Source organism: Prochlorococcus marinus str. MIT 9201 (assembly GCF_000759955.1).
GTDB lineage: Bacteria > Cyanobacteriota > Cyanobacteriia > PCC-6307 > Cyanobiaceae > Prochlorococcus_A > Prochlorococcus_A marinus_G.
In genome coordinates, this window is sequence record NZ_JNAL01000007.1 from 116511 (window position 1) to 135131 (window position 18621).

Annotated in this window: 23 protein-coding genes and 1 tRNA gene; 13 read left to right on the forward strand and 11 right to left on the reverse strand. The window is 31.9% G+C overall.

Features of this window, described 5'->3' with window-relative positions; genetic code table 11:
• Nucleotides 1–3 precede the first annotated feature (3 nt).
• From EU95_RS10235 to EU95_RS06505, 5 genes are all read right to left on the reverse strand, one after another.
• Nucleotides 4–135 (reverse strand): hypothetical protein, encoded by a 132-nt coding sequence (locus EU95_RS10235; RefSeq protein ID WP_275040480.1) that lies wholly within the window; start codon nucleotides 133–135, stop codon nucleotides 4–6.
• Between the two features lie 66 nt (nucleotides 136–201).
• Nucleotides 202–369: a hypothetical protein gene (locus EU95_RS09800; protein WP_193742443.1), complete on the reverse strand. Its 168-nt coding sequence runs from the start codon at nucleotides 367–369 to the stop codon at nucleotides 202–204.
• Between the two features lie 111 nt (nucleotides 370–480).
• The gene (thiS, locus tag EU95_RS06515) at nucleotides 481–690 is read right to left on the reverse strand and encodes a sulfur carrier protein ThiS (RefSeq protein WP_032521696.1); all 210 of its coding nucleotides are present in this window, start codon (nucleotides 688–690) and stop codon (nucleotides 481–483) included.
• Nucleotides 680–1735, reverse strand: a complete 1056-nt coding sequence (locus tag EU95_RS06510) for a thiamine phosphate synthase (protein ID WP_032521697.1) — start codon at nucleotides 1733–1735, stop codon at nucleotides 680–682. The genes thiS and EU95_RS06510 overlap by 11 nt, the downstream gene beginning before the upstream one ends.
• A gap of 7 nt (nucleotides 1736–1742) precedes the next feature.
• Nucleotides 1743–2666, reverse strand: coding sequence for a bifunctional riboflavin kinase/FAD synthetase (locus EU95_RS06505; protein WP_032521698.1), 924 nt, complete (start codon nucleotides 2664–2666; stop codon nucleotides 1743–1745).
• Nucleotides 2667–2734: 68 nt separating this feature from the next.
• Between EU95_RS06505 and EU95_RS06500 the strand changes: the two genes are divergently transcribed.
• Complete coding sequence (locus EU95_RS06500; RefSeq protein ID WP_032521699.1) at nucleotides 2735–3268, forward strand: DUF3611 family protein; 534 nt, start codon at nucleotides 2735–2737, stop codon at nucleotides 3266–3268.
• Here EU95_RS06500 and surE read toward each other — a convergent pair.
• Entirely contained in the window at nucleotides 3248–4057 is an 810-nt protein-coding gene (surE, locus tag EU95_RS06495; RefSeq protein WP_032521700.1) for a 5'/3'-nucleotidase SurE, read from the reverse strand. The two genes, EU95_RS06500 and surE, sit on opposite strands and share 21 nt — an antisense overlap.
• A 68-nt stretch (nucleotides 4058–4125) precedes the next feature.
• Here surE and pheS point away from each other — a divergent pair, with 68 nt between their 5' ends.
• Nucleotides 4126–5133 carry a phenylalanine--tRNA ligase subunit alpha gene (pheS, locus tag EU95_RS06490; RefSeq protein ID WP_032521701.1) on the forward strand — a complete coding sequence of 336 codons (1008 nt, stop codon included), beginning with the start codon at nucleotides 4126–4128 and terminating at the stop codon, nucleotides 5131–5133.
• Between the two features lie 70 nt (nucleotides 5134–5203).
• On the forward strand, nucleotides 5204–6112 hold the full coding sequence (locus tag EU95_RS06485) for an NAD(+) kinase (RefSeq protein ID WP_032521702.1): 909 nt from the start codon (nucleotides 5204–5206) through the stop codon (nucleotides 6110–6112).
• A gap of 13 nt (nucleotides 6113–6125) precedes the next feature.
• On the opposite strand, the gene EU95_RS06480 is transcribed toward EU95_RS06485, so the two are convergent.
• Nucleotides 6126–7400, reverse strand: coding sequence for a bifunctional cobalt-precorrin-7 (C(5))-methyltransferase/cobalt-precorrin-6B (C(15))-methyltransferase (locus EU95_RS06480; RefSeq protein ID WP_032521703.1), 1275 nt, complete (start codon nucleotides 7398–7400; stop codon nucleotides 6126–6128).
• Nucleotides 7401–7483: 83 nt separating this feature from the next.
• On the opposite strand from EU95_RS06480, the gene EU95_RS06475 reads away from it, so the two are divergent.
• The 6 genes from EU95_RS06475 to lexA all read left to right on the forward strand — a co-directional run bounded on the left by EU95_RS06475 (nucleotide 7484) and on the right by lexA (nucleotide 12927).
• Nucleotides 7484–7735, forward strand: a complete 252-nt coding sequence (locus tag EU95_RS06475; protein ID WP_032521704.1) for a hypothetical protein — start codon at nucleotides 7484–7486, stop codon at nucleotides 7733–7735.
• Nucleotides 7710–8210, forward strand: coding sequence for a DUF3122 domain-containing protein (locus tag EU95_RS06470; protein WP_032521705.1), 501 nt, complete (start codon nucleotides 7710–7712; stop codon nucleotides 8208–8210). The genes EU95_RS06475 and EU95_RS06470 overlap by 26 nt, the downstream gene beginning before the upstream one ends.
• Before the next feature lie 15 nt (nucleotides 8211–8225).
• Entirely contained in the window at nucleotides 8226–9320 is a 1095-nt protein-coding gene (ribD, locus tag EU95_RS06465; RefSeq protein ID WP_032521812.1) for a bifunctional diaminohydroxyphosphoribosylaminopyrimidine deaminase/5-amino-6-(5-phosphoribosylamino)uracil reductase RibD, read from the forward strand.
• Nucleotides 9321–9434: 114 nt separating this feature from the next.
• Nucleotides 9435–11300, forward strand: a complete 1866-nt coding sequence (gene ftsH, locus EU95_RS06460) for an ATP-dependent zinc metalloprotease FtsH (RefSeq protein ID WP_032521706.1) — start codon at nucleotides 9435–9437, stop codon at nucleotides 11298–11300.
• A 25-nt stretch (nucleotides 11301–11325) separates the two neighbouring features.
• Nucleotides 11326–12252 carry an ornithine carbamoyltransferase gene (gene argF / locus EU95_RS06455; RefSeq protein WP_032521707.1) on the forward strand — a complete coding sequence of 309 codons (927 nt, stop codon included), beginning with the start codon at nucleotides 11326–11328 and terminating at the stop codon, nucleotides 12250–12252.
• 57 nt (nucleotides 12253–12309) lie between these two features.
• Nucleotides 12310–12927, forward strand: coding sequence for a transcriptional repressor LexA (lexA, locus tag EU95_RS06450; protein WP_032521708.1), 618 nt, complete (start codon nucleotides 12310–12312; stop codon nucleotides 12925–12927).
• A 3-nt stretch (nucleotides 12928–12930) separates the two neighbouring features.
• Here the strand turns inward: lexA and EU95_RS0108775 are convergent, their stop codons facing one another.
• From EU95_RS0108775 to EU95_RS09335, 3 genes are all read right to left on the reverse strand, one after another.
• A complete protein-coding gene (locus tag EU95_RS0108775) occupies nucleotides 12931–13956 on the reverse strand; it encodes a hypothetical protein (protein ID WP_052046852.1) in 1026 nt (341 codons plus the stop codon).
• Nucleotides 13957–14060: 104 nt separating this feature from the next.
• Nucleotides 14061–15650 (reverse strand): GumC family protein, encoded by a 1590-nt coding sequence (locus EU95_RS06445; protein ID WP_032521709.1) that lies wholly within the window; start codon nucleotides 15648–15650, stop codon nucleotides 14061–14063.
• A gap of 2 nt (nucleotides 15651–15652) precedes the next feature.
• Nucleotides 15653–16735 carry a polysaccharide biosynthesis/export family protein gene (locus EU95_RS09335; protein ID WP_052046853.1) on the reverse strand — a complete coding sequence of 361 codons (1083 nt, stop codon included), beginning with the start codon at nucleotides 16733–16735 and terminating at the stop codon, nucleotides 15653–15655.
• A gap of 211 nt (nucleotides 16736–16946) precedes the next feature.
• Here EU95_RS09335 and EU95_RS06440 point away from each other — a divergent pair.
• The 4 genes from EU95_RS06440 (at nucleotide 16947) to EU95_RS10240 (ending at nucleotide 18203) form a co-directional block, all read left to right on the forward strand.
• Nucleotides 16947–17019: transfer RNA gene (locus EU95_RS06440), tRNA-Ala, on the forward strand.
• 237 nt (nucleotides 17020–17256) lie between these two features.
• Nucleotides 17257–17592, forward strand: a complete 336-nt coding sequence (locus tag EU95_RS06435) for a hypothetical protein (protein WP_032521710.1) — start codon at nucleotides 17257–17259, stop codon at nucleotides 17590–17592.
• A gap of 200 nt (nucleotides 17593–17792) precedes the next feature.
• Nucleotides 17793–18011 carry a hypothetical protein gene (locus tag EU95_RS06430; protein WP_032521711.1) on the forward strand — a complete coding sequence of 73 codons (219 nt, stop codon included), beginning with the start codon at nucleotides 17793–17795 and terminating at the stop codon, nucleotides 18009–18011.
• A gap of 63 nt (nucleotides 18012–18074) precedes the next feature.
• Nucleotides 18075–18203, forward strand: coding sequence for a hypothetical protein (locus EU95_RS10240; protein ID WP_275040482.1), 129 nt, complete (start codon nucleotides 18075–18077; stop codon nucleotides 18201–18203).
• On the opposite strand, the gene EU95_RS06425 is transcribed toward EU95_RS10240, so the two are convergent.
• Complete coding sequence (locus tag EU95_RS06425; protein ID WP_032521712.1) at nucleotides 18204–18452, reverse strand: DUF1651 domain-containing protein; 249 nt, start codon at nucleotides 18450–18452, stop codon at nucleotides 18204–18206.
• Nucleotides 18453–18621: the final 169 nt, after the last annotated feature.

The window sequence follows — 18621 nt, forward strand, 5'->3', positions numbered from 1 at the left end:
TATTTACTTTTTTTCGATTTCTAATAGGTTTTCTATCCATAAATTTAGTTGTTTAGAGAGCATTCCTTCTTCTCTCAATTTGATTGCCTTTATTACGACTTCTGTATTTACCCACTCTGGAAATCTTTTAGGCATTTATTTATTATTCAGTAACTTTAATTTGGTACAAATTTTTTTAAAAACAAGATCTTAGTAACAAATTTAATCTTTAATGTTTGATTTTGTACCTAATCTAGACAATTCAGAAGAGTTTTGTTCATTTTCTACATTCTTTAATCTTTCTATTAACTCAGATAAGTCTTTATGGGCTAACTCCCCATTTTGCTCCCATTTTAAGGACCTTGAATTACTATCAATTTTTTCTTTCATTGTTCTTTTAAGGTAATAGAAATATAAAACGAAAATTGAAAAAATTTGGCTATTGTTTCAAGTCTAAACTTAAAAAATTATGAAGATTTTTAGTGTGAAAAATTTTATCTTTTAACCACCACCAACTATTGAAACAATTTCTAGATTATCACCATCTTTAAGTTTTACTTTTTCCCATTTTATTGAATTAACAATTAAATTGTTTAACTCTACAACAATTGTGTTGGGTTTATATCCCATTAAATCTAGGACTTTAGACAGTAAAGCATTTTCTTGATCAAGTTCTATTTTTTTTTCTTCTCCATTTACTTTAATTTTCATGAGACAACTCTTTTATAAACATAATAGCGTCTTCTTTAGGATCTTTAGAATTCATTAATTGCGAAACTAAGGCAACTTTTTTAACCCCATTTTTTTTTAAATATGAAATATTATTTAATTTGATTCCTCCAATAGCAAACCAAGGAATATTTAAATCTTTTGTTAATGTTTTGATCTTTTCAATACCTATAGGTTTTTTGTCTTTTTTTGTTGTAGTTTCAAATATTGGTCCTATTCCTATGTAATTACAACCTTGCTTAATAGCGTTAGATATATCAATTTCATTATTTGCGCTTATACCAATAATTTTTGAATATCCTAATAATTTTCTTGCGGTTTTCAAGTCAAAATCATCTTGACCTAAATGGATACCATCTGCATTTGATGCTAGAGCAATATCAATTCTGTCGTTAACAATGAACAAAGAATCATATCTTTTACATAGGTTTTTAATCTGAATTGCTTTTTGAAGATGATCTTTATCAGTTCCCGTTTTAAATCTATGTTGAATGATTCTTACTCCCGCAATTAATATCTCTTCTATTATTTCTAGTAAATTGTCTTTTTGATCTGTAATTACATATAAGTCATTTTCTTTTAATATTTGCTCAGACTTCTTACATTGGCTTAAATTTAATAAGTCAATTTCAATAGTATAAATTTCATATCTAATTTCTGAAGCGATTTTTGAAAGCTCATGATTATGTAGCCTTGAGAATTCTTCTATGACTCTTAATGCTTCTTGCACTCTACCTGAATTAGAACTAATAATTTGCTCTGCGGTTTTTCTGTTGATTTGTTCTTTATGAGTCAATCCTTTACACTTGTCCTCAACATGATTTCTAGATTGTTTATAAACTTCTAGATGATTTTTCCCTAAAATTTGTCTAAAATTTTTAAACCTTTTTACATATTTATCTTTTCCTAGACCAAATCTAGACCAATCCTCTAGTACTCTTAATCCTTCTCTAGCTCTATCAAGATTCGCGTCAATAATTTGATAAATTCTTAAATCTTCATTTTTCGCAGTATTGAAATTCAGCATTAGTAATTTACTTTTTGTTGTGTTTAAAAATTCTCAGAGCATGATCTTTATCTTTTTTTATTTGATCTGAGAGTTGATCTAAATTCTCGAACTGGATTTGAGATCTAAGCTTTTCAATTGGTTCTATAGAAAGATTTAAACCATATAGATCTATATCTTTATTTATTAAATGAACTTCAACTGCAGATGGCAATATAGGATTAATTGTTGGCTGAGAGCCGAGATTCATAACAGATTCAATTTTTTGATTGGAATTCTGGATAGTTGTCCAAGCTGCGTAGACACCCTCTCCAGGAAGAAATTTCCTGCCATCTATTTCAAGATTCGCGGTAGGCCATCCTATTTTTTTTCCAATCCCTTTACCTTTAACAACCTTTCCATTAAAACTATAAGGCCTATTAAGCATTTTGAAAGCATTTTTAAGATCACTTTTCTCTAATAATTCTCTTATTCTGCTGCTGCTGATTCTACCTTCTTTGTCTTTTAAAATTGGAGTTATTTTTAGTTTTATGTCCGTATCTTTTAAAGTATTTTTTATAGTACTTATGTCTCCACTTCTTTTGTAACCAAATTTAAAATTAGCACCTACAGAAATATTTTTTGCTTGTAATTGATTAATCAAAATATCTCTTACGAATATTTCTGCACTTAATTTGGATAGTTCCTTATTGAAAGGAATCAGAACTAATTGTTCAATCCCGAGATCTTCAAGAATAGGTAGTTTTTCATAAGGGAGATCAAGTCTAAGACGCGTCTCATTGTAAAGAACTTCTCTGGGATGAGGCCAGAAGCTGGCAATTGTCGGGACATAATGATTTTCTTCAACTACACTTTTAATTAATTTTCTGTGGCCAGCATGTAGACCATCAAAACTTCCAATGGCTATTGAAGTAGGATTCTTAACTTCAGATGGTGATATTAAAGAGATCAAAAGATTACGTGCAATTTTATGATTTTGATGGCAAATTTGAATAGATTATAATTTATTCAATCAAATGAATGTCTGACAAAATTGATTTTCAGTCCCTTTCATTTGGAATGCGGCGCATTGGATGGATACGCTTTTGGGTTCAATCCATTTTAGGTGCTGTTGTTGCAGCTGTTTTGCTTTTTTCAAATGTTGTAAATAATAGCGAAGGGCAGCTAGGGTTAGCGCCTGGTTTGTCACTTACAACAATATCTTTGATTTTACTACTTTTTAGTCTTTGGCAAGGTTGGTTAATAGTCAGAACAGGACGAGCAATCGCAAGCAACGCAAGACCCTCAAGAGGACAAACCAGCAAATTAATAAAAAGAGGTCTCATAGTCGATTTATTAGGAATTTTGTTTGGATTAATTGGATATCAAGCTCTTATGGGCGCACTATTTATACAGGCATCCTCTCAGACCACTGGACAATTGATAACAGCGACATCTGACATCCCAATTACTGGACTTGAAATATTATCAGTTCTTAGTAACACACAAGTTATTGCTGCTCATTTTTTTGGACTTTGCTTTTCTTTATGGCTTTTAAGACGGATTTACAAATGAATTTTTAATTTTAGGTAAGTCTTCTAAATTACCCCTCCAAAATAAATCTGGCTCTACAGGTGTAAGTGATATTTTATTATCTTGTATTTGAGATACATCACTAGGCCAATTTTTGGGACCATAACCTTTTGATTTGAGATCTAAAACTACCTCACCAGCTAACCAGTAATAATCATCACCCCTCGGGTCTTCTCTTTTAGAAAATTGATTTTTATATTTTCTTATTGATAACCTTGTCCAGGATAATTCTTTTATTTTGCTTTCCTCGCAAGGGGGTATATTCAAATTTAATAGAAGAGAGGGTGGCCAACTATCCTTGATGGCTTGTTCTGCAATATTCATTGCAATTTCTCCAGCAAATTCAAAATTCTTCCATTTAAAACTAGCTACACTTATTGCCATGGAGGGAACATTTTCTAAAGTGCCTTCCATGGCTGCGGCCACTGTTCCTGAACAAAAAATATCTGTTCCTAAATTGGGCCCGTGATTTATTCCAGATAGAACTAAATCAGGTTTATTATCCAATAGTTCAGATAGTGCTAATTTGACGCAATCCGCAGGCGTGCCAGAACATCCCCAGGCTTCAATTCCTTTCTCAAATAATTCATCTGCTCTTTCCACTCTTAATGGCGATTGTAAAGTAAGACCATGACCAGTAGCTGATCTTTCTTGGTCAGGACATACTACTTTTACATTATGCCCCCTTTTTTGCGCTGATTTTGCTAAAGCTCTTATCCCCGCTGCAAAAACACCATCATCATTGCTAATTAATATATTCAACGGTTTCATTAATCAATAAATTTTATTTATGGACGATATTTAAGTAAGATAAAGTAATACTTATTTTTACTATATCAGTGAGTCAGATTGAATCATTAAGTCAAATTGAGGAAAAACTAAATAATCTTTCTCTAATAGCAAAAAATAATATAGATAATGCTAATACTCATGAAGAACTGGATCAATTAAGAGTTTCCATGCTAGGAAAAAAAGGTGAGTTGTCAATTATCTTGAAAACAATGGGTCAATTATCTGCTGCTGATAGACCAATTGTTGGCCAGAAGGCAAATTTAATAAAGATAAATTTGCAAGAATTAATAAATGAAAGAAAAAATCATCTAGATAGTGAAGCTTTAGAAAAAAAGATTAAAACAGAAACAATTGATGTAACTATCCCTTCAACTGGAACACTCCCTGGAAATAAACATCCTTTAATTTCAACTCAAGATGAAATAATAGATATTTTTTGCGGTTTAGGATACTCAGTTGAGAGTGGCCCTGAAATAGAAACTGATTTTTATAATTTTGAGTCTCTCAATATACCTAAAAATCACCCCGCAAGAGATATGCAGGATACTTTTTACTTAGATGAAAATCAACTTTTAAGGACCCATACTTCTCCAGTACAAATAAGGTTCTTAGAGGAAAATCCTCCTCCAGTACGAATTATTGCCCCGGGGAGAGTGTACAGGAGAGATGCTGTAGATGCTACTCATTCCCCTGTATTTAATCAGGTTGAGGTTTTATGTATCGATCAAGATATCAATTTTAGTCACTTAAGAGGAACAGTTCTTACATTCTTAAAGACCTTTTTTGGAGATATTCCTGTAAGATTTAGAGCTAGTTATTTCCCGTTTACTGAACCTTCGGCAGAAGTAGATGTTCAATGGAAAGGTAAATGGTTAGAAGTAATGGGATGCGGAATGGTGGATCCTAAGGTTCTAGAAAAATTAGGAATAGATTCTGAGAAATGGACCGGATTTGCAGCTGGATTAGGAGTTGAAAGATTTTGTATGGTAAGACATCAGATTGACGACATCAGAAAATTTTATACTAATGATATTAGATTCTTAGAACAGTTCTAATAGTATTTAATTCTTAAATTAGGATTGTCCAACAAATTAGTTTAAGATAGTCCTAGTTTTAAAATTTTGATTGGTACGTAAAGCAGGACTAATCGTAAATGATGGAAAGGAACTAGCTGTTCAAACTGCAACTTCTGTTCAGAAAAAATTGGAAAAATCTAATTTTGAAGTTGTAAGAGTTAGTAGCTCTGGAGGGATGGTTGGCTTCGCTAATCCTGATCAACATGTTCGTCCTTTGGGATATACGAATTGTGTTCCCGATGGATTTGATTCGTCAATGGAATTCGCAATTGTTCTTGGCGGAGATGGGACTGTTCTTTCTGCTGCAAGGCAAACAGCGCCTGCTAAAATTCCAATTCTTACAATAAATACTGGTCATTTAGGATTTCTTGCGGAAGCTTATTTATCTAATCTAGATGAGGCTATAGATAAAATAATTGCTGGAAATTGGGATATTGAAGAAAGAACTTGCTTTATCATTAGTGTAATGAGGAATGATCAAAGGAGATGGGAGTCTCTTTGCCTTAATGAAATGGCTCTTCATAGAGAACCTCTTACAAGTATGTGCCACTTTGAGATTTCTATAGGGCGACATGCTCCTGTCGACATTTCAGCTGATGGAGTAATTTTATCTACTCCAACTGGTTCTACTGCATATTCTCTGAGTGCTGGAGGGCCAGTTATTACACCTGATTGTCCAGTAGTACAATTAACTCCAATTGCGCCACATTCGTTGGCATCAAGGGCACTAGTTTTTAATGATTCAGAACCAGTAACTGTTTTCCCGGCCACTCCTGAAAGATTAGTAATGGTTGTTGATGGGAATGCTGGTTGTTATGTTTGGCCTGAAGATAGGGTTTTAATAAGAAAAAGTAAACACTCCGTGAAGTTTATAAGACTTGAAGATCATGAATTTTTCCAAGTTTTAAGAAATAAACTAGGTTGGGGTTTACCCCATGTGGCTAAACCTGACAAATAACAATCACTAAAATTTATTTTTTTCCTTTTATTAGAAAAATAGGATTATTTGGTTCTAATCTCATTCCCTTAGAGATACTTAAGCTTTTATAGGTCTGAATTAAATTTAAACTTGTTTTGAAATTTTTATCTTCTAATTCCTCTCTCAACTCTTTAATAGTTTCAATGTCAATTATTGGGATAACAATAATATCTCCAATTTTCATGCCTTGAGCCATGGTATTAATAATTTGAAGTTTAGTTTTTTTATCACATCCACCGATTACTAATCTACTAGGTTTTTCAAAAGAACTTAAATTTCTCGTGTTCAAGGTTTTAATAATGTCTTCCTCAAAAATAAATTTAGGTTTTACGCCAAGTCTTTTTGAGTTTTCTAGTATTAGTACTTTTGATCCAATCCTTTTATCGATACAAATCAAGTCTAAATTTGGCCTTAATTTTAATGCCTCTAAACCAATTGATCCACAACCTGCTCCTATATCCCAAATGACACCATTTTCCGGCAGCTCTAAATCGGCTAAGATCTGAACTCGAATCTCCCTTTTAGTTAATAAATTTGGTCTATCATCAAAAGTCTTAAAAATACTGTCATTGATTCCGAAAAGAGGGATATTATTATTTGAAAAAATTTTCTTTGTTTTTGTAAGAACAACAATGTTTAAACATGATATATCAGAGGGTAATGACTCTTCAAGATTTAATTTGCGTATATTTTCATTGTCGAAGCCTATCTCTTCACAGAGCCAAAAATCATAGAAGTCAATCAGATTTAATTCTGATAAATGTTTTTTGATTACCTCTAAACTTTTGTTATTAGAATCTGTAATAATGGTCAAACTTGAAGGTCTTGCTCTAAGCGCCTCAATTAACTTCGTCGAATCTCTTCCGTGAATACTTACATTAACAGTATCTTGCCATGGGATCTTTAACTTACTAAATGCTAATTGAATACATGTGTTTGAAGGGTAGAAAAGTAATTCATCTTTTGAGAAATTTTCTAGTAGTATCCTTCCAATACCAAACCAAAGTGGATCTCCTCTTGAAATTAAAATAACATCAGTCTTTTGAGATCTAAGCCATTTAACAAGTTCGTTATTACTTTTGCTCGAAAAAAATGACTTCTTATTTTCTAGATCATTATCGCCCCATGATTTAATTTCTTCAAAATATGAATTGGGAACTGCAATATTATCTGTATTTAAAAATAGATTTTGTAATTTGAAAGATAGATCTTCAAATTTATAAGAATTAATCCCAATTACATGAATTATTCTATTAACTTCAGTCATCAATATTTAATGAAATGGAACTAAATTGTTTGAATGTTTTATAAATTTATCTTATTATTATTCGAGTTATAATAGTAAATTAATTGTCTGAAAGGAGAAAGAGATTACATGATTTATTGTTAACTCTAATTAATAAAGATAGTGAATTTGAGTTTATTGAAGAAGATTCTAGTGATTTAACATCTAGCTATTCTGAAAAAGACGCTTCGACTTTATCTCGAGTTATAGAAAAAAATCGTAAAATAATTAAAAGATACCAAGCTATTGTAAGAACAGCTGTAACTCTAGATGCCCTGATGGATTCTGAAAATGAAGAAAATTACAAAATCAAATAAAAATATTTTTTTAAAAGGAATATTACCTTTACTTTTACTATTATCCTTTATTTTTAATCCATTAAAAGTATCTGCAGAAGTGGCAGAAACAGAAATAAATGGGGAATTAATGAATGCTAGCAGTGAGTTCTTAAGGGACTTGGATTTTGAAACTTGGCAATTAGTAGCTTATAAATCACCTCTTTTTGAAGATAAATTGATTTTGAGAGTAATAGGATATCCAGGAAATCTCAGGATTGATCATCCCACTGACTTGAGGGTTGAATCAGGGAGAAAACAGTGGCTTTTAGATGACAAAACATTACTTAATGTGGAATTGGCAAATGATGGCAGACAAGCTGCAGCAGAATTCGATCTTGATGAATTGATTCAAAATTTAGATAAAAATAGACCATTAAGATTATCTTTGTCAGGAGTTTTTTCTGAGTTACCTGTTCCGCCATTCGTTGTTAAAGAGTGGAGATCAATAAACTGAATTTGATTTTTGGAGATGTCTGAAAAAAATATAAGCAATACAAAATGGATGAAAAGAGCAATTTTTTTGGCTTCTTTAGGCAAAAACACAACTAGTCCTAACCCTAATGTGGGAGCAGTGATACTTGATAAGAATGGAAACCTTATTGCAGAAGGGTTTCATTTCAAGGCAGGGATGCCTCATGCAGAGGCAATGGCTTTTAATAACCTAAAAAAGAATGCTAAAGGTGGGACAATGTATGTGAATCTTGAACCTTGTTGCCATCAAGGTAAAACACCTCCATGTGTAGATAAGGTGATATCTTCTGGGATAAAAAAGGTATATGTATCTATTGAAGACCCTGACAAAAGAGTCTCTGGTAAAGGTATTAAGCTTCTAAAAGAAGCTGGAATTCAAGTTCACTTGGGATTATGCAAAAAAGAATCCTTAGATCTAAATAAGGCTTTCATTCATAGAAATATTACTAAAAAGGCATTTGGTGTTCTTAAATGGGCAATGAGTATAGATGGAAGAATAGCTTTAAAAAATGGAAAAAGTAAATGGATTACTGATGTTGAATCAAGGTCATTAGTTCATTCTTTTAGAGCAGAATTTGATGCGATAATCATTGGAGGAAACACATTAAGAAAAGACAACCCACTTTTGACTACTAGAGGTTACAAAAATCCTGAGCCTTTGCGAGTTGTTTTCACAAAAAGTTTAGATCTCCCTTTAAAATCTAATCTTTGGAATTGTAGTAAGGCAAAAACTTTACTTATTTATGATTCTTCTACAGCAAATGAAAGTTACCTTTCAAGGATTCCGAAATGTGTGGAGGTTAAAAAGGTATCATCAGATAATCCAGAATTAATTTCAAAAATTCTTGCAAAAAGAGGATGTAATAAAGTTCTTTGGGAATGTGGCCCGGGATTGGCTACTGCAGCTATTCAATCTAATTGTATACAGGAACTTATTACTTTTATTGCCCCAAAAATTTTAGGTGGTGAAAATAATATGAATCCTCTAAGTGATTTTGAATTTAGAGAAATGCACGAAATTATTAAATTAAGTGATTCTCAGTTTAGTTTGATTGGAAATGATATATGTGTAAAGAGTTCATTCAAAAATTAATTTTTACACTAAATTTTATGGGTCAAAGTACCGTACGGTTCTTACCCAAAAAAAACAATACAGATACGGAAACTCTTCGTTTAGTTTATAATAAGTTCAAATTTGACCACAACTATGCCAATAAGACAAGACGATAATCAACCTAATAGAAGATTTGGAATTGTAAATATCATTTTGATAGGAGTTGGAGCATTACTTTTATTTAGTAGCCTGTTCCCTAATCAAAATATGCAAATCCCTAGGGTCCCTTACTCTCTATTTATAGATCAAGTTAATGACGGTGAAGTTAAACGTGCATATATCACTCAAGAACAAATTAGATATGAATTAAATGGAGCTGAAGAAGGCGCTCCTTCTGTTTTAGCGACAACCCCAATTTTTGATATGGACCTTCCTCAAAGGTTAGAAAGTAAAGGTGTGGAATTCGCTGCTGCACCTCCCAAAAAACCTAATTTCTTCTCAACCATCTTGAGTTGGGTTGTGCCACCTTTAATTTTTATCCTTGTTTTACAATTCTTCGCTAGAAGAAGTATGGGTGGCGGAGGTGCTCAAGGAGCTCTTAGTTTCACCAAAAGTAAAGCAAAAGTTTATGTGCCCGATGATGAATCAAAAGTAACTTTTGCTGATGTTGCTGGAGTCGATGAAGCTAAGGACGAACTAACGGAAATAGTTGATTTTCTAAAAAAACCTGAGAGATACACAGACATCGGTGCACGCATACCTAAGGGGGTACTTCTTGTAGGTCCTCCAGGAACAGGAAAAACTCTTCTTTCAAAAGCTGTTGCGGGAGAAGCTGAGGTTCCTTTCTTTATAATTTCAGGTTCTGAATTTGTAGAGCTTTTTGTGGGCGCAGGTGCGGCTAGAGTAAGAGATCTCTTTGAACAAGCAAAGAAAAAAGCTCCTTGCATTATCTTTATTGATGAATTGGATGCTATAGGAAAAAGTCGTTCTGGATCTATGGGTGTTGTAGGTGGTAATGATGAAAGAGAACAAACCCTAAATCAGCTACTCACTGAAATGGATGGCTTTGCTTCAGCAGATAAACCAGTTATAGTTCTTGCAGCAACTAACCAGCCAGAGGTTCTTGATGCGGCTTTGTTAAGGCCTGGAAGATTTGATAGGCAAGTATTAGTAGATAGACCTGATTTGTCTGGAAGAAAGACAATTTTAGAGATTTATACTAAAAAGGTAAAATTAGCAGATTCTATTGATTTAGATTCTATTGCTCAAGCCACAAGTGGATTTGCTGGGGCTGACTTGGCGAATATGGTTAATGAGGCTGCTCTACTAGCTGCAAGAGCTAAAAGAAAAAGCGTTGAACAACAGGATTTAAGCGAAGCGATTGAGAGAGTTGTGGCTGGTTTGGAAAAGAAGAGTCGTGTATTGCAGGACGATGAAAAGAAAGTTGTTGCTTACCATGAAGTTGGACATGCAATAGTTGGTCACCTTATGCCTGGTGGTTCAAAAGTCGCAAAGATCTCAATTGTACCTAGAGGAATGAGTGCTCTTGGTTATACCCTACAATTACCAACTGAAGAAAGGTTTTTGAATTCTAAAGAGGAACTAAAAGGACAAATTGCGACACTCCTTGGAGGAAGATCAGCAGAGGAAGTTGTCTTTGGGAAAATTACTACTGGTGCTTCTAATGATCTACAAAGAGCAACAGATATCGCAGAACAGATGGTTGGAACATTTGGGATGAGTGATATACTTGGTCCTCTTGCATATGATAAACAAGGTGGAGGTCAGTTTTTAGGTAATGGGAATAACCCTAGAAGGTCGGTTAGTGACGCTACTGCGCAAGCTATAGATAAGGAGGTTAGAGATCTAGTTGATGATGCTCATGAAACTGCACTTAATATTTTGAGGAATAATTTACCACTTCTTGAATCGATTTCTCAGAAAATACTCCAAGAAGAAGTTATAGAGGGAGAAGATCTTAAAAGTCTCCTAGCAGAAAGCAAAATGCCTGCATTGTAGAATTTAGATTTACATAGAAAGTTAAATGCTAAAACCAATCAAGCTTGCAAATAAAAATTTTTTATCAAGCTTGGATACCTCAAGAGAAGAGTTAGTAAACATTCTAGAGATTGCAAAAGCCTTCAAAAATAAAGATCTAAATATTAAACTTAAAGATAATGTTTTGGGACTGATTTTTGATAAGTCATCTACTCGTACAAGAGTTAGTTTTCAAGTCGCTATGTCAAGACTTGGTGGCAATACAGTTGATCTAATTCCTAATACTTCACAAATTGGTAGGGGCGAGCCAATAAGAGACACAGCTAGAGTTTTAAGCAGATATTGCGATGTTCTTGCTATTAGAACCTACAAACAATCTGATTTGGAAGAATATGCTAAATGGTCTTCTAAGCCAGTTATTAATGCTCTTACAGATTTGGAACATCCCTGCCAAGCTTTGGCTGATTATATGACAATAAAAGAGGAATTGTTGGATTTTAAAAACGTTGTTTTGACGTTTATAGGTGATGGTAATAATGTCGCAAATTCTCTTATTTTATGTGGGGCATTATTAGGCGTAGAAGTAAGGATTGCATGCCCTAAAGGTTATGAACCTAACCCTTTGGTTATTAAAAAAGCTTATCAAATATATAAAAATAAAGATTTATTGAGAATCACAAATGATCCTATTAATGCAGTTAAGGGGGCAAATGTTTTATATACAGATGTTTGGTCATCTATGGGGGAAGAAAATCAAAAAGAAGAGAAAGATAAAGACTTTATTGGATTTACTATCGATAAAAATTTAGTAAGAAATGCTGATAAAGATGCAATTATTCTTCATTGCCTTCCAGCTTATAGGGCTAAAGAAATAACTGATGAAGTTTTTGAAAGTAAAAGAAGTGTAATCTTTGATCAAGCAGAAAATAGAATGCATGCTCAACAAGCTCTTCTTTCATGCCTTCTTTCATGAAAATATTGCAATTTATCTTTCAAAGAGGTACAAATGTATTAGAGTACAAATGTTTTTATGGCAACTTCTGAAGGGAATAAGCTTACAGATGCTCAGGATGAGCTTTATTCATGGATAAAAAACTATATGAGGGACTTCCAACATAGTCCTTCGATAAGACAAATGATGCAAGCTATGGGTCTAAAATCTCCCGCTCCAATTCAAAGTCGTTTAAAACATTTACAAGAGAAAGGATATATATCATGGCAAGAAGGCAAAGCTAGAACAATGCAAATAGTAGACGAAATTACTGGGGGAGTTCCAATTATGGGTTCCGTTGCTGCAGGAGGTTTAATTGAAACTTATTCTGATGTGAATGAAAATTTGGATTTTTCTGAAGTATTACAAAAAAAAGATGTGTTTGCTTTAACAGTAAATGGCGATTCAATGATAGATGCTTGTATTGCTCATGGAGATATGGTTTTGATGGAACCTATTAAAGATGCTTATTCGCTTAGAAATGGAATGATTGTTAGTGCTATGGTTCCAGGATTAGGTACGACCTTGAAATATTTTATAAAAAAAGGTCAAAATATTTATTTAGAAGCTGCAAATCCAGCTTATGAACCAATTAAATTAGATTTAGATAATGTTGTATTCCAAGGAAAACTTTTAGCTGTTTGGAGAAAAATATAAATTCTAAAATCCCAAACTTAATCTAAACACCCATTTTAGTTCTTCAAAATTATTAAGTCTGTAATTATCTATATGATCAGAAAGCTGTAATGCAAAAGTTCCCCTTAAAGGAATTTCTTGAAAAGGCGATATTGAACTTCCCAATAGAAACCATTTGCTGTTGTATTCAAAAAAAGTAGAGTATTTGTGATTAAATACTCTAGATAATGTAAATACTGGAGCCCAACAAAGCCTTCTTTTATGATCTACTTCAGTACCAGAACCTCCCAAAAGATCACTACATAATCCTTTAATATTACCTTCAGCCATTTTTCCAGTTGCTAAACCAAAAGTGGCAATATTGAGTGGAAAATTTCCATCTTTGTTATTAGACCACCATCCTTTTGAAACAGTAATATATAGATCTCTACCTGTGTCAGTTTGATCATCAAAGTGAATTAATTGTTCTGCTCCAAGAGAAACTCCAGATGTGCTTGATAAACTTTTGTCAGTTCTAAATCCTAATGATAAGCCTTCTCCTACAGCTGTTTCACCGCCTGGGCCAGAACCAGAGTAAACACTTCTCATTCCTAAATTTAAACCAAAACTATAATCCTTGATAAAAATTGGTTGATAATAAAATTGTCCTACTGCATCTCCTCCATTCCAACCTAATAAAGGTTCTCCTTTTTTTCTTCTATTATGACCTCTAGTAGAAAAGTCAAACTTATATTTTGTGCTCCATTTAAATCCCGGAGGGACAAGCCAACTTATGTCTGGACCAATTATTCTGTTGTCAAATACGATTGATCTATTAAGAGAATTAAGAGAAACTTTATAGGACTTTTTCTTAGATTCATTAGTTTTATATCGATTATTTTTAAAATCTTTTTCATCAACTTTTTCCCATTTAGTATTGGATAAATTTGAATTAGTTTCCACACTTTCCCATATAATTGATGATATTTGTGCCTCTTTGTTTTTGATATTTGGCTTTTTAAGTTTATTAAGATCTTGCTTATGTGCTTGATTTCTATAATCACTACTCAAAATGGAATTGCATATGATTAACGGTAAAAAACTTAAAAGAGAAATCAGAAAGTATTTCTTATATCTATAAAATATTATTTTATGAATCATAATGAAAAATATAATTAATCCAAGTAAAACCAGCCCAAGATGGTTTTTTCGTATGGTATCAAATACTTTTCAATTAAATGAATATTTGCTTTTGCTATAATACCTCCTTCAGTAATTAGGATTATTTTTTTAAATTTTGATAAAGTTTCTATATCTTTGAGATTAACGAAACAAAATTCCCTTTCTTCTTTAAAAAGTTCTTGCTTTTTAGGAATTTGATTTCCTAAAAAATTGTCAGATAGTTCTACTAATGCAACATTATCATTAATGTCAATTAAGTTATCGATAATATTAGTATTTACTTTTATATTATTTCTATAAATAGTATCCAAATATTTATATTTTATCAAAAATTTATATTCACTTAGTTCAAATATTTTACCTGTTGATTTTTCTTTTATAAAAGCAATTAAATAGCCAATAATTAAAGAAATTATCAAACTTCCAATAATAAGCCTTTCTTTTTTTGGAAATATAGGATTGCTATCTATCGTTGGTACAGAAATCATTTCCCATGGATCAGGGGCTTTGATTTTGTTCAATTCCAAAACTTGTAAAGAACTTTCAAGTTCTTGAAGAATACCTTCGTTTCTCGAAGCTTCTAATTTAAGCCTTCGATACTCTAATAAAATTTCATTTGGCCTTTTAAGAGAATCTCTCAAATTTTCTATATTACTTTTTAATTCTTTTAAGGTATTGGAGTTAGGTTTCAATTTCGAAGATAAATCAACGAATTGTGCTTCATAATCCATTAACATTTCAAATTGTGCTTCATATCTCATGCCTGCCTTACTATTCGATATTGTGTCTGCCTGAAAAATTTTATTTGCTCTTAAATTTTCGGTATATTTTTCTGCACCGGGATTACCTAACTTATTCATTAATTCTCTACCTGATGGATCGCCGCCTAAAGAAACAGAGGGACCTAACCCAACAAATCCATCGATACTTCCTAGTCCATTATTAATAGAAAATTCATTAAAAGCTTTCATTGAATTAAGCGATTTTTCTTTCATCAATTTAGTTTGTTTTTTCAAATATTTAATTGTTTTTGTAATTTGTTTTTCAGTATCTCTCTTTGAATAAGCTTTGTATTTTGAAGATATTAATTCAAGAGCTTCTTTTATGAGTTTTTTATCTTCATTTATATACTCCACTTTTAAAACGGAGGAATTATTTTCAAAATCAATTATTAAATTATCATCCACCCATTCTTTGAAGGATAATTTGTCTATATTGATATTTTTATATTCATAATAGTTCTTTACAAAATTGAATACTGGCATCAAAACAGAAGGACTTTTTAAAATTAGCCTTTGTGTTTCATTCTCGTCATTATTTATTATTTCGTTGAAAATGCCATAGTTTTCTAAAGGATTTATACCACTACTATCCTGAGAATTTTTCTTTACAACAATATTAAAACTTCCTGACCACTTAGGTTTTGTGATAAATGAATAAAGTCCTGTTACTAAAGTAGAGCTTAAAACAATTCCAAAAATTAAATTTTTACCCCTTTTAAATATTTTAAAAAAAGATTTTATATCTATTTCATCTCTATCAGAATCATAATTTTGATTAACAGTATTATTAGAATCTTCCATTTCTATTCAAAAATCTTATAAATACCGTAAGCATTAACTATTGGTCTTGAATAATCAAGTATTACAGTACTTGCTTTACCGGCTAGGCTCTTTCTTACAAAAATTATATCTCCTGTTATCAGTATTGGATTATTTCTACTACCCTTTTTAGCTTTTCTCACACTTATAAGTCTTTTTTCTGGTTCACTGTCTCTACTTAGTCTAATAAATTCAATCTGACCTGACATTGATTTTATTCCCCCAGCTGCTGCTATTGCCTCATTTAGACTCACACCTTGTCTTAAGGTTAAAAGACCAGTTTTTTCTACATTACCATTTACAAAAATATCAACAAAATCAGGTGTAAGATTGCTTCTGTTAACACTGACTAATTGATCTAACAAAACTTTTTCGCTTTTTGGAACAAAAACATCATCTCCATCACGCAAAATAATATTTACAGATTGGTTACCTGATTCAAGTAGGGAAATTAAATCTATCTTGGTTTTTACTAATCCACCACCATTGATTTCCGCATTCTTTCTTGTTACCTCAATATTTCTAAGATCTGCATTAGTTGTAATACCTTCAGCTAATTGAATTAAATCAAAAAGTCTAGGGGCAGTTTGGGGCGAAAAACCGGATCTGTTTTCTTCTAAATTTGCTTTATTAAAGTTTTCTTCTAGTTTATAGTTTAAGAAGAAAAGACCTGTTTTATTCACTTCTCCCCTAAGGCTAATAGAGAGGTCTCGGTGATTAGAAATAGATAATTCAATATTAGGATTATAAAGAAACTCAGAATATTTAGCTTCTAAGATATCTTGTAATTGAACCAATGTTTTACCTTTTACTTTTATTCTTCCAATTTCAGGTAATTTTAAAAATGAATTTTGTGGCACTACATAATTACCGCTAAAAATATCTTCTAAACCTTTAAAATCTAAAAAAAGTGTGTCACCAGCATCAATAATATATTCGTCTTTATATTCAAGAAAAGATGAATCTTGAAGTTTAGAAAATTCTTCCGCTGTAATATTTAAATTAACTAAAAAAGGGGCAAAAATAAATAGGAAATATTTACATTTCAAGAATCTTGGTAAAAACATGAACTATTTCTTATTTTTAATATGCTGACTTACTTGATTTGATTATTCTAACAAATTGGGGTTTCTGATTCAAATAAAAAAAAGAAATTTTACATATAAAAACATGATTAAAATAATTAATAACTTTCAACTTTAATGTTGTAAGATTAGATCAATTAATTTTTGAAAATTAATTAACTAAGAAAAATTCTTAGGGTATTTTCAATTCTATGGGGCCATAGCTCAGCTGGTAGAGTACCTGCATGGCATGCAGGGGGTCAGGGGTTCAAATCCCCTTGGCTCCATTGAATTTTATTAGTGATAGCAATAGATTCGGGCGATTCTCATAAATCTAATGATTAGACTGATATAGGTTGATAGTTGACGATATAGCTAAATTCCGCAATAATTCTCGCAATGGGATTATTAATGAAAGTTAAGTTATAGCAACAACTCTAGATTGGGTCAAAAGTTTAAGAGCCGACATTCGCGGCGATTGCGGAAAAGGGTGGAATTTAAGGGGTAGAGAGGTCGGCGGCAAGATGGTTATGCAAATAGATAGAAATGATGAAAACGGCAGAAGTACTCTCCTAACTAATATTGGTTGGAGAAAAGACAATAAGAGAAATATTCTAAATGCGATTGTTGAGATAAAAGATTTCATGTATCACAATGACGATTCTTTGAAAGAAGCTTATAAAAAATTCTCTAATCAATCAGAATATGCACCAGTTATTAAAGGTCAATTAAAGGGTTGGGCTGCTAATAAAAAAGCATTTTTAGATAGCAGAAGTAATAGAAGATCAACCACACTTTATGACCTCACAAAACGTGTTGAATTAGCTTGTAGATTTTTAGAAAAAAGTCCAAAACCATAAAACGCAAAAGATTTATTTTTAAGAATTAAAGAAGAATATTTTGACGTAGCTCCGCCACATAAAGATTCAAAAAAGAAACTAAAAAATCCTGAAGGTGGGGACGGAAGAAAAAGAAATTGTGGCGATATAAAATCGTTTTTAAATTATTGTGTTGAGAAAAAATTAGAGAAGTTGTAGATAATTTAAATGATCGACAAGAAATGGTTTACCAACTTGTACAAGAAAGATCAGCTAACGATATACCAACTACATACAATGACGTAGCTCCATTATTAAAAGGTATTGAAGATGCTAATAGACAAGCGCGTAAAACTTTAACCCAATTAGAAAAACATAAATTGATAATTGGAGATTTAAAAGTTAGAAATAAAGTTGAGACAAAATGGTATTGGATTAAAGAGTTAGTTCAGGAACCATAGGACTCTAAGGACTTGCTTATATGTATCGGTTTAGTTTTAAATAGGATTAATTATTTTTAGATAATGCAGATTCCAATTTTGGGAAAATTAATTTTATTATTTGCTCTTTATTGTATTTCTGATTTATCAATAAAAAGGAATATTTTAAGACAAGCTGTTCGCAGGGCTAATAGAGCTAGATCAATTTTTTAATTAAAAATAGCTATTAAATATTGAAGTTTTTTTCCAACCTTCCTCTAATAATTTTTTATATTCTTGTCTAGCACCTTCTATAGTTTCAACTCTTGAACCCTTCATAACTGGCTTACTTGATCTCTTATAGACGCAGCCATAACTAATCATCATTGCATCAATATTTGGACTAGGTTTTGATACATCTTCAAATGGTTCAAATACTTTTATTCTCGATCTATCCTTATTTATCAAAGTAAACTTTTCCATAAAATTATTATATTTACCGATACATATATAAGAGTCCTATTAGTCCTGAAAGTCCTTAATTATATGATGACCTTCTAGTTACGAAGGAACTCAAATCTTGTGATCTATTGATACGACTAAATGTATGTGTGCGAAGCTAATTTTATTGCGAAATAAAATGCGAAATTTT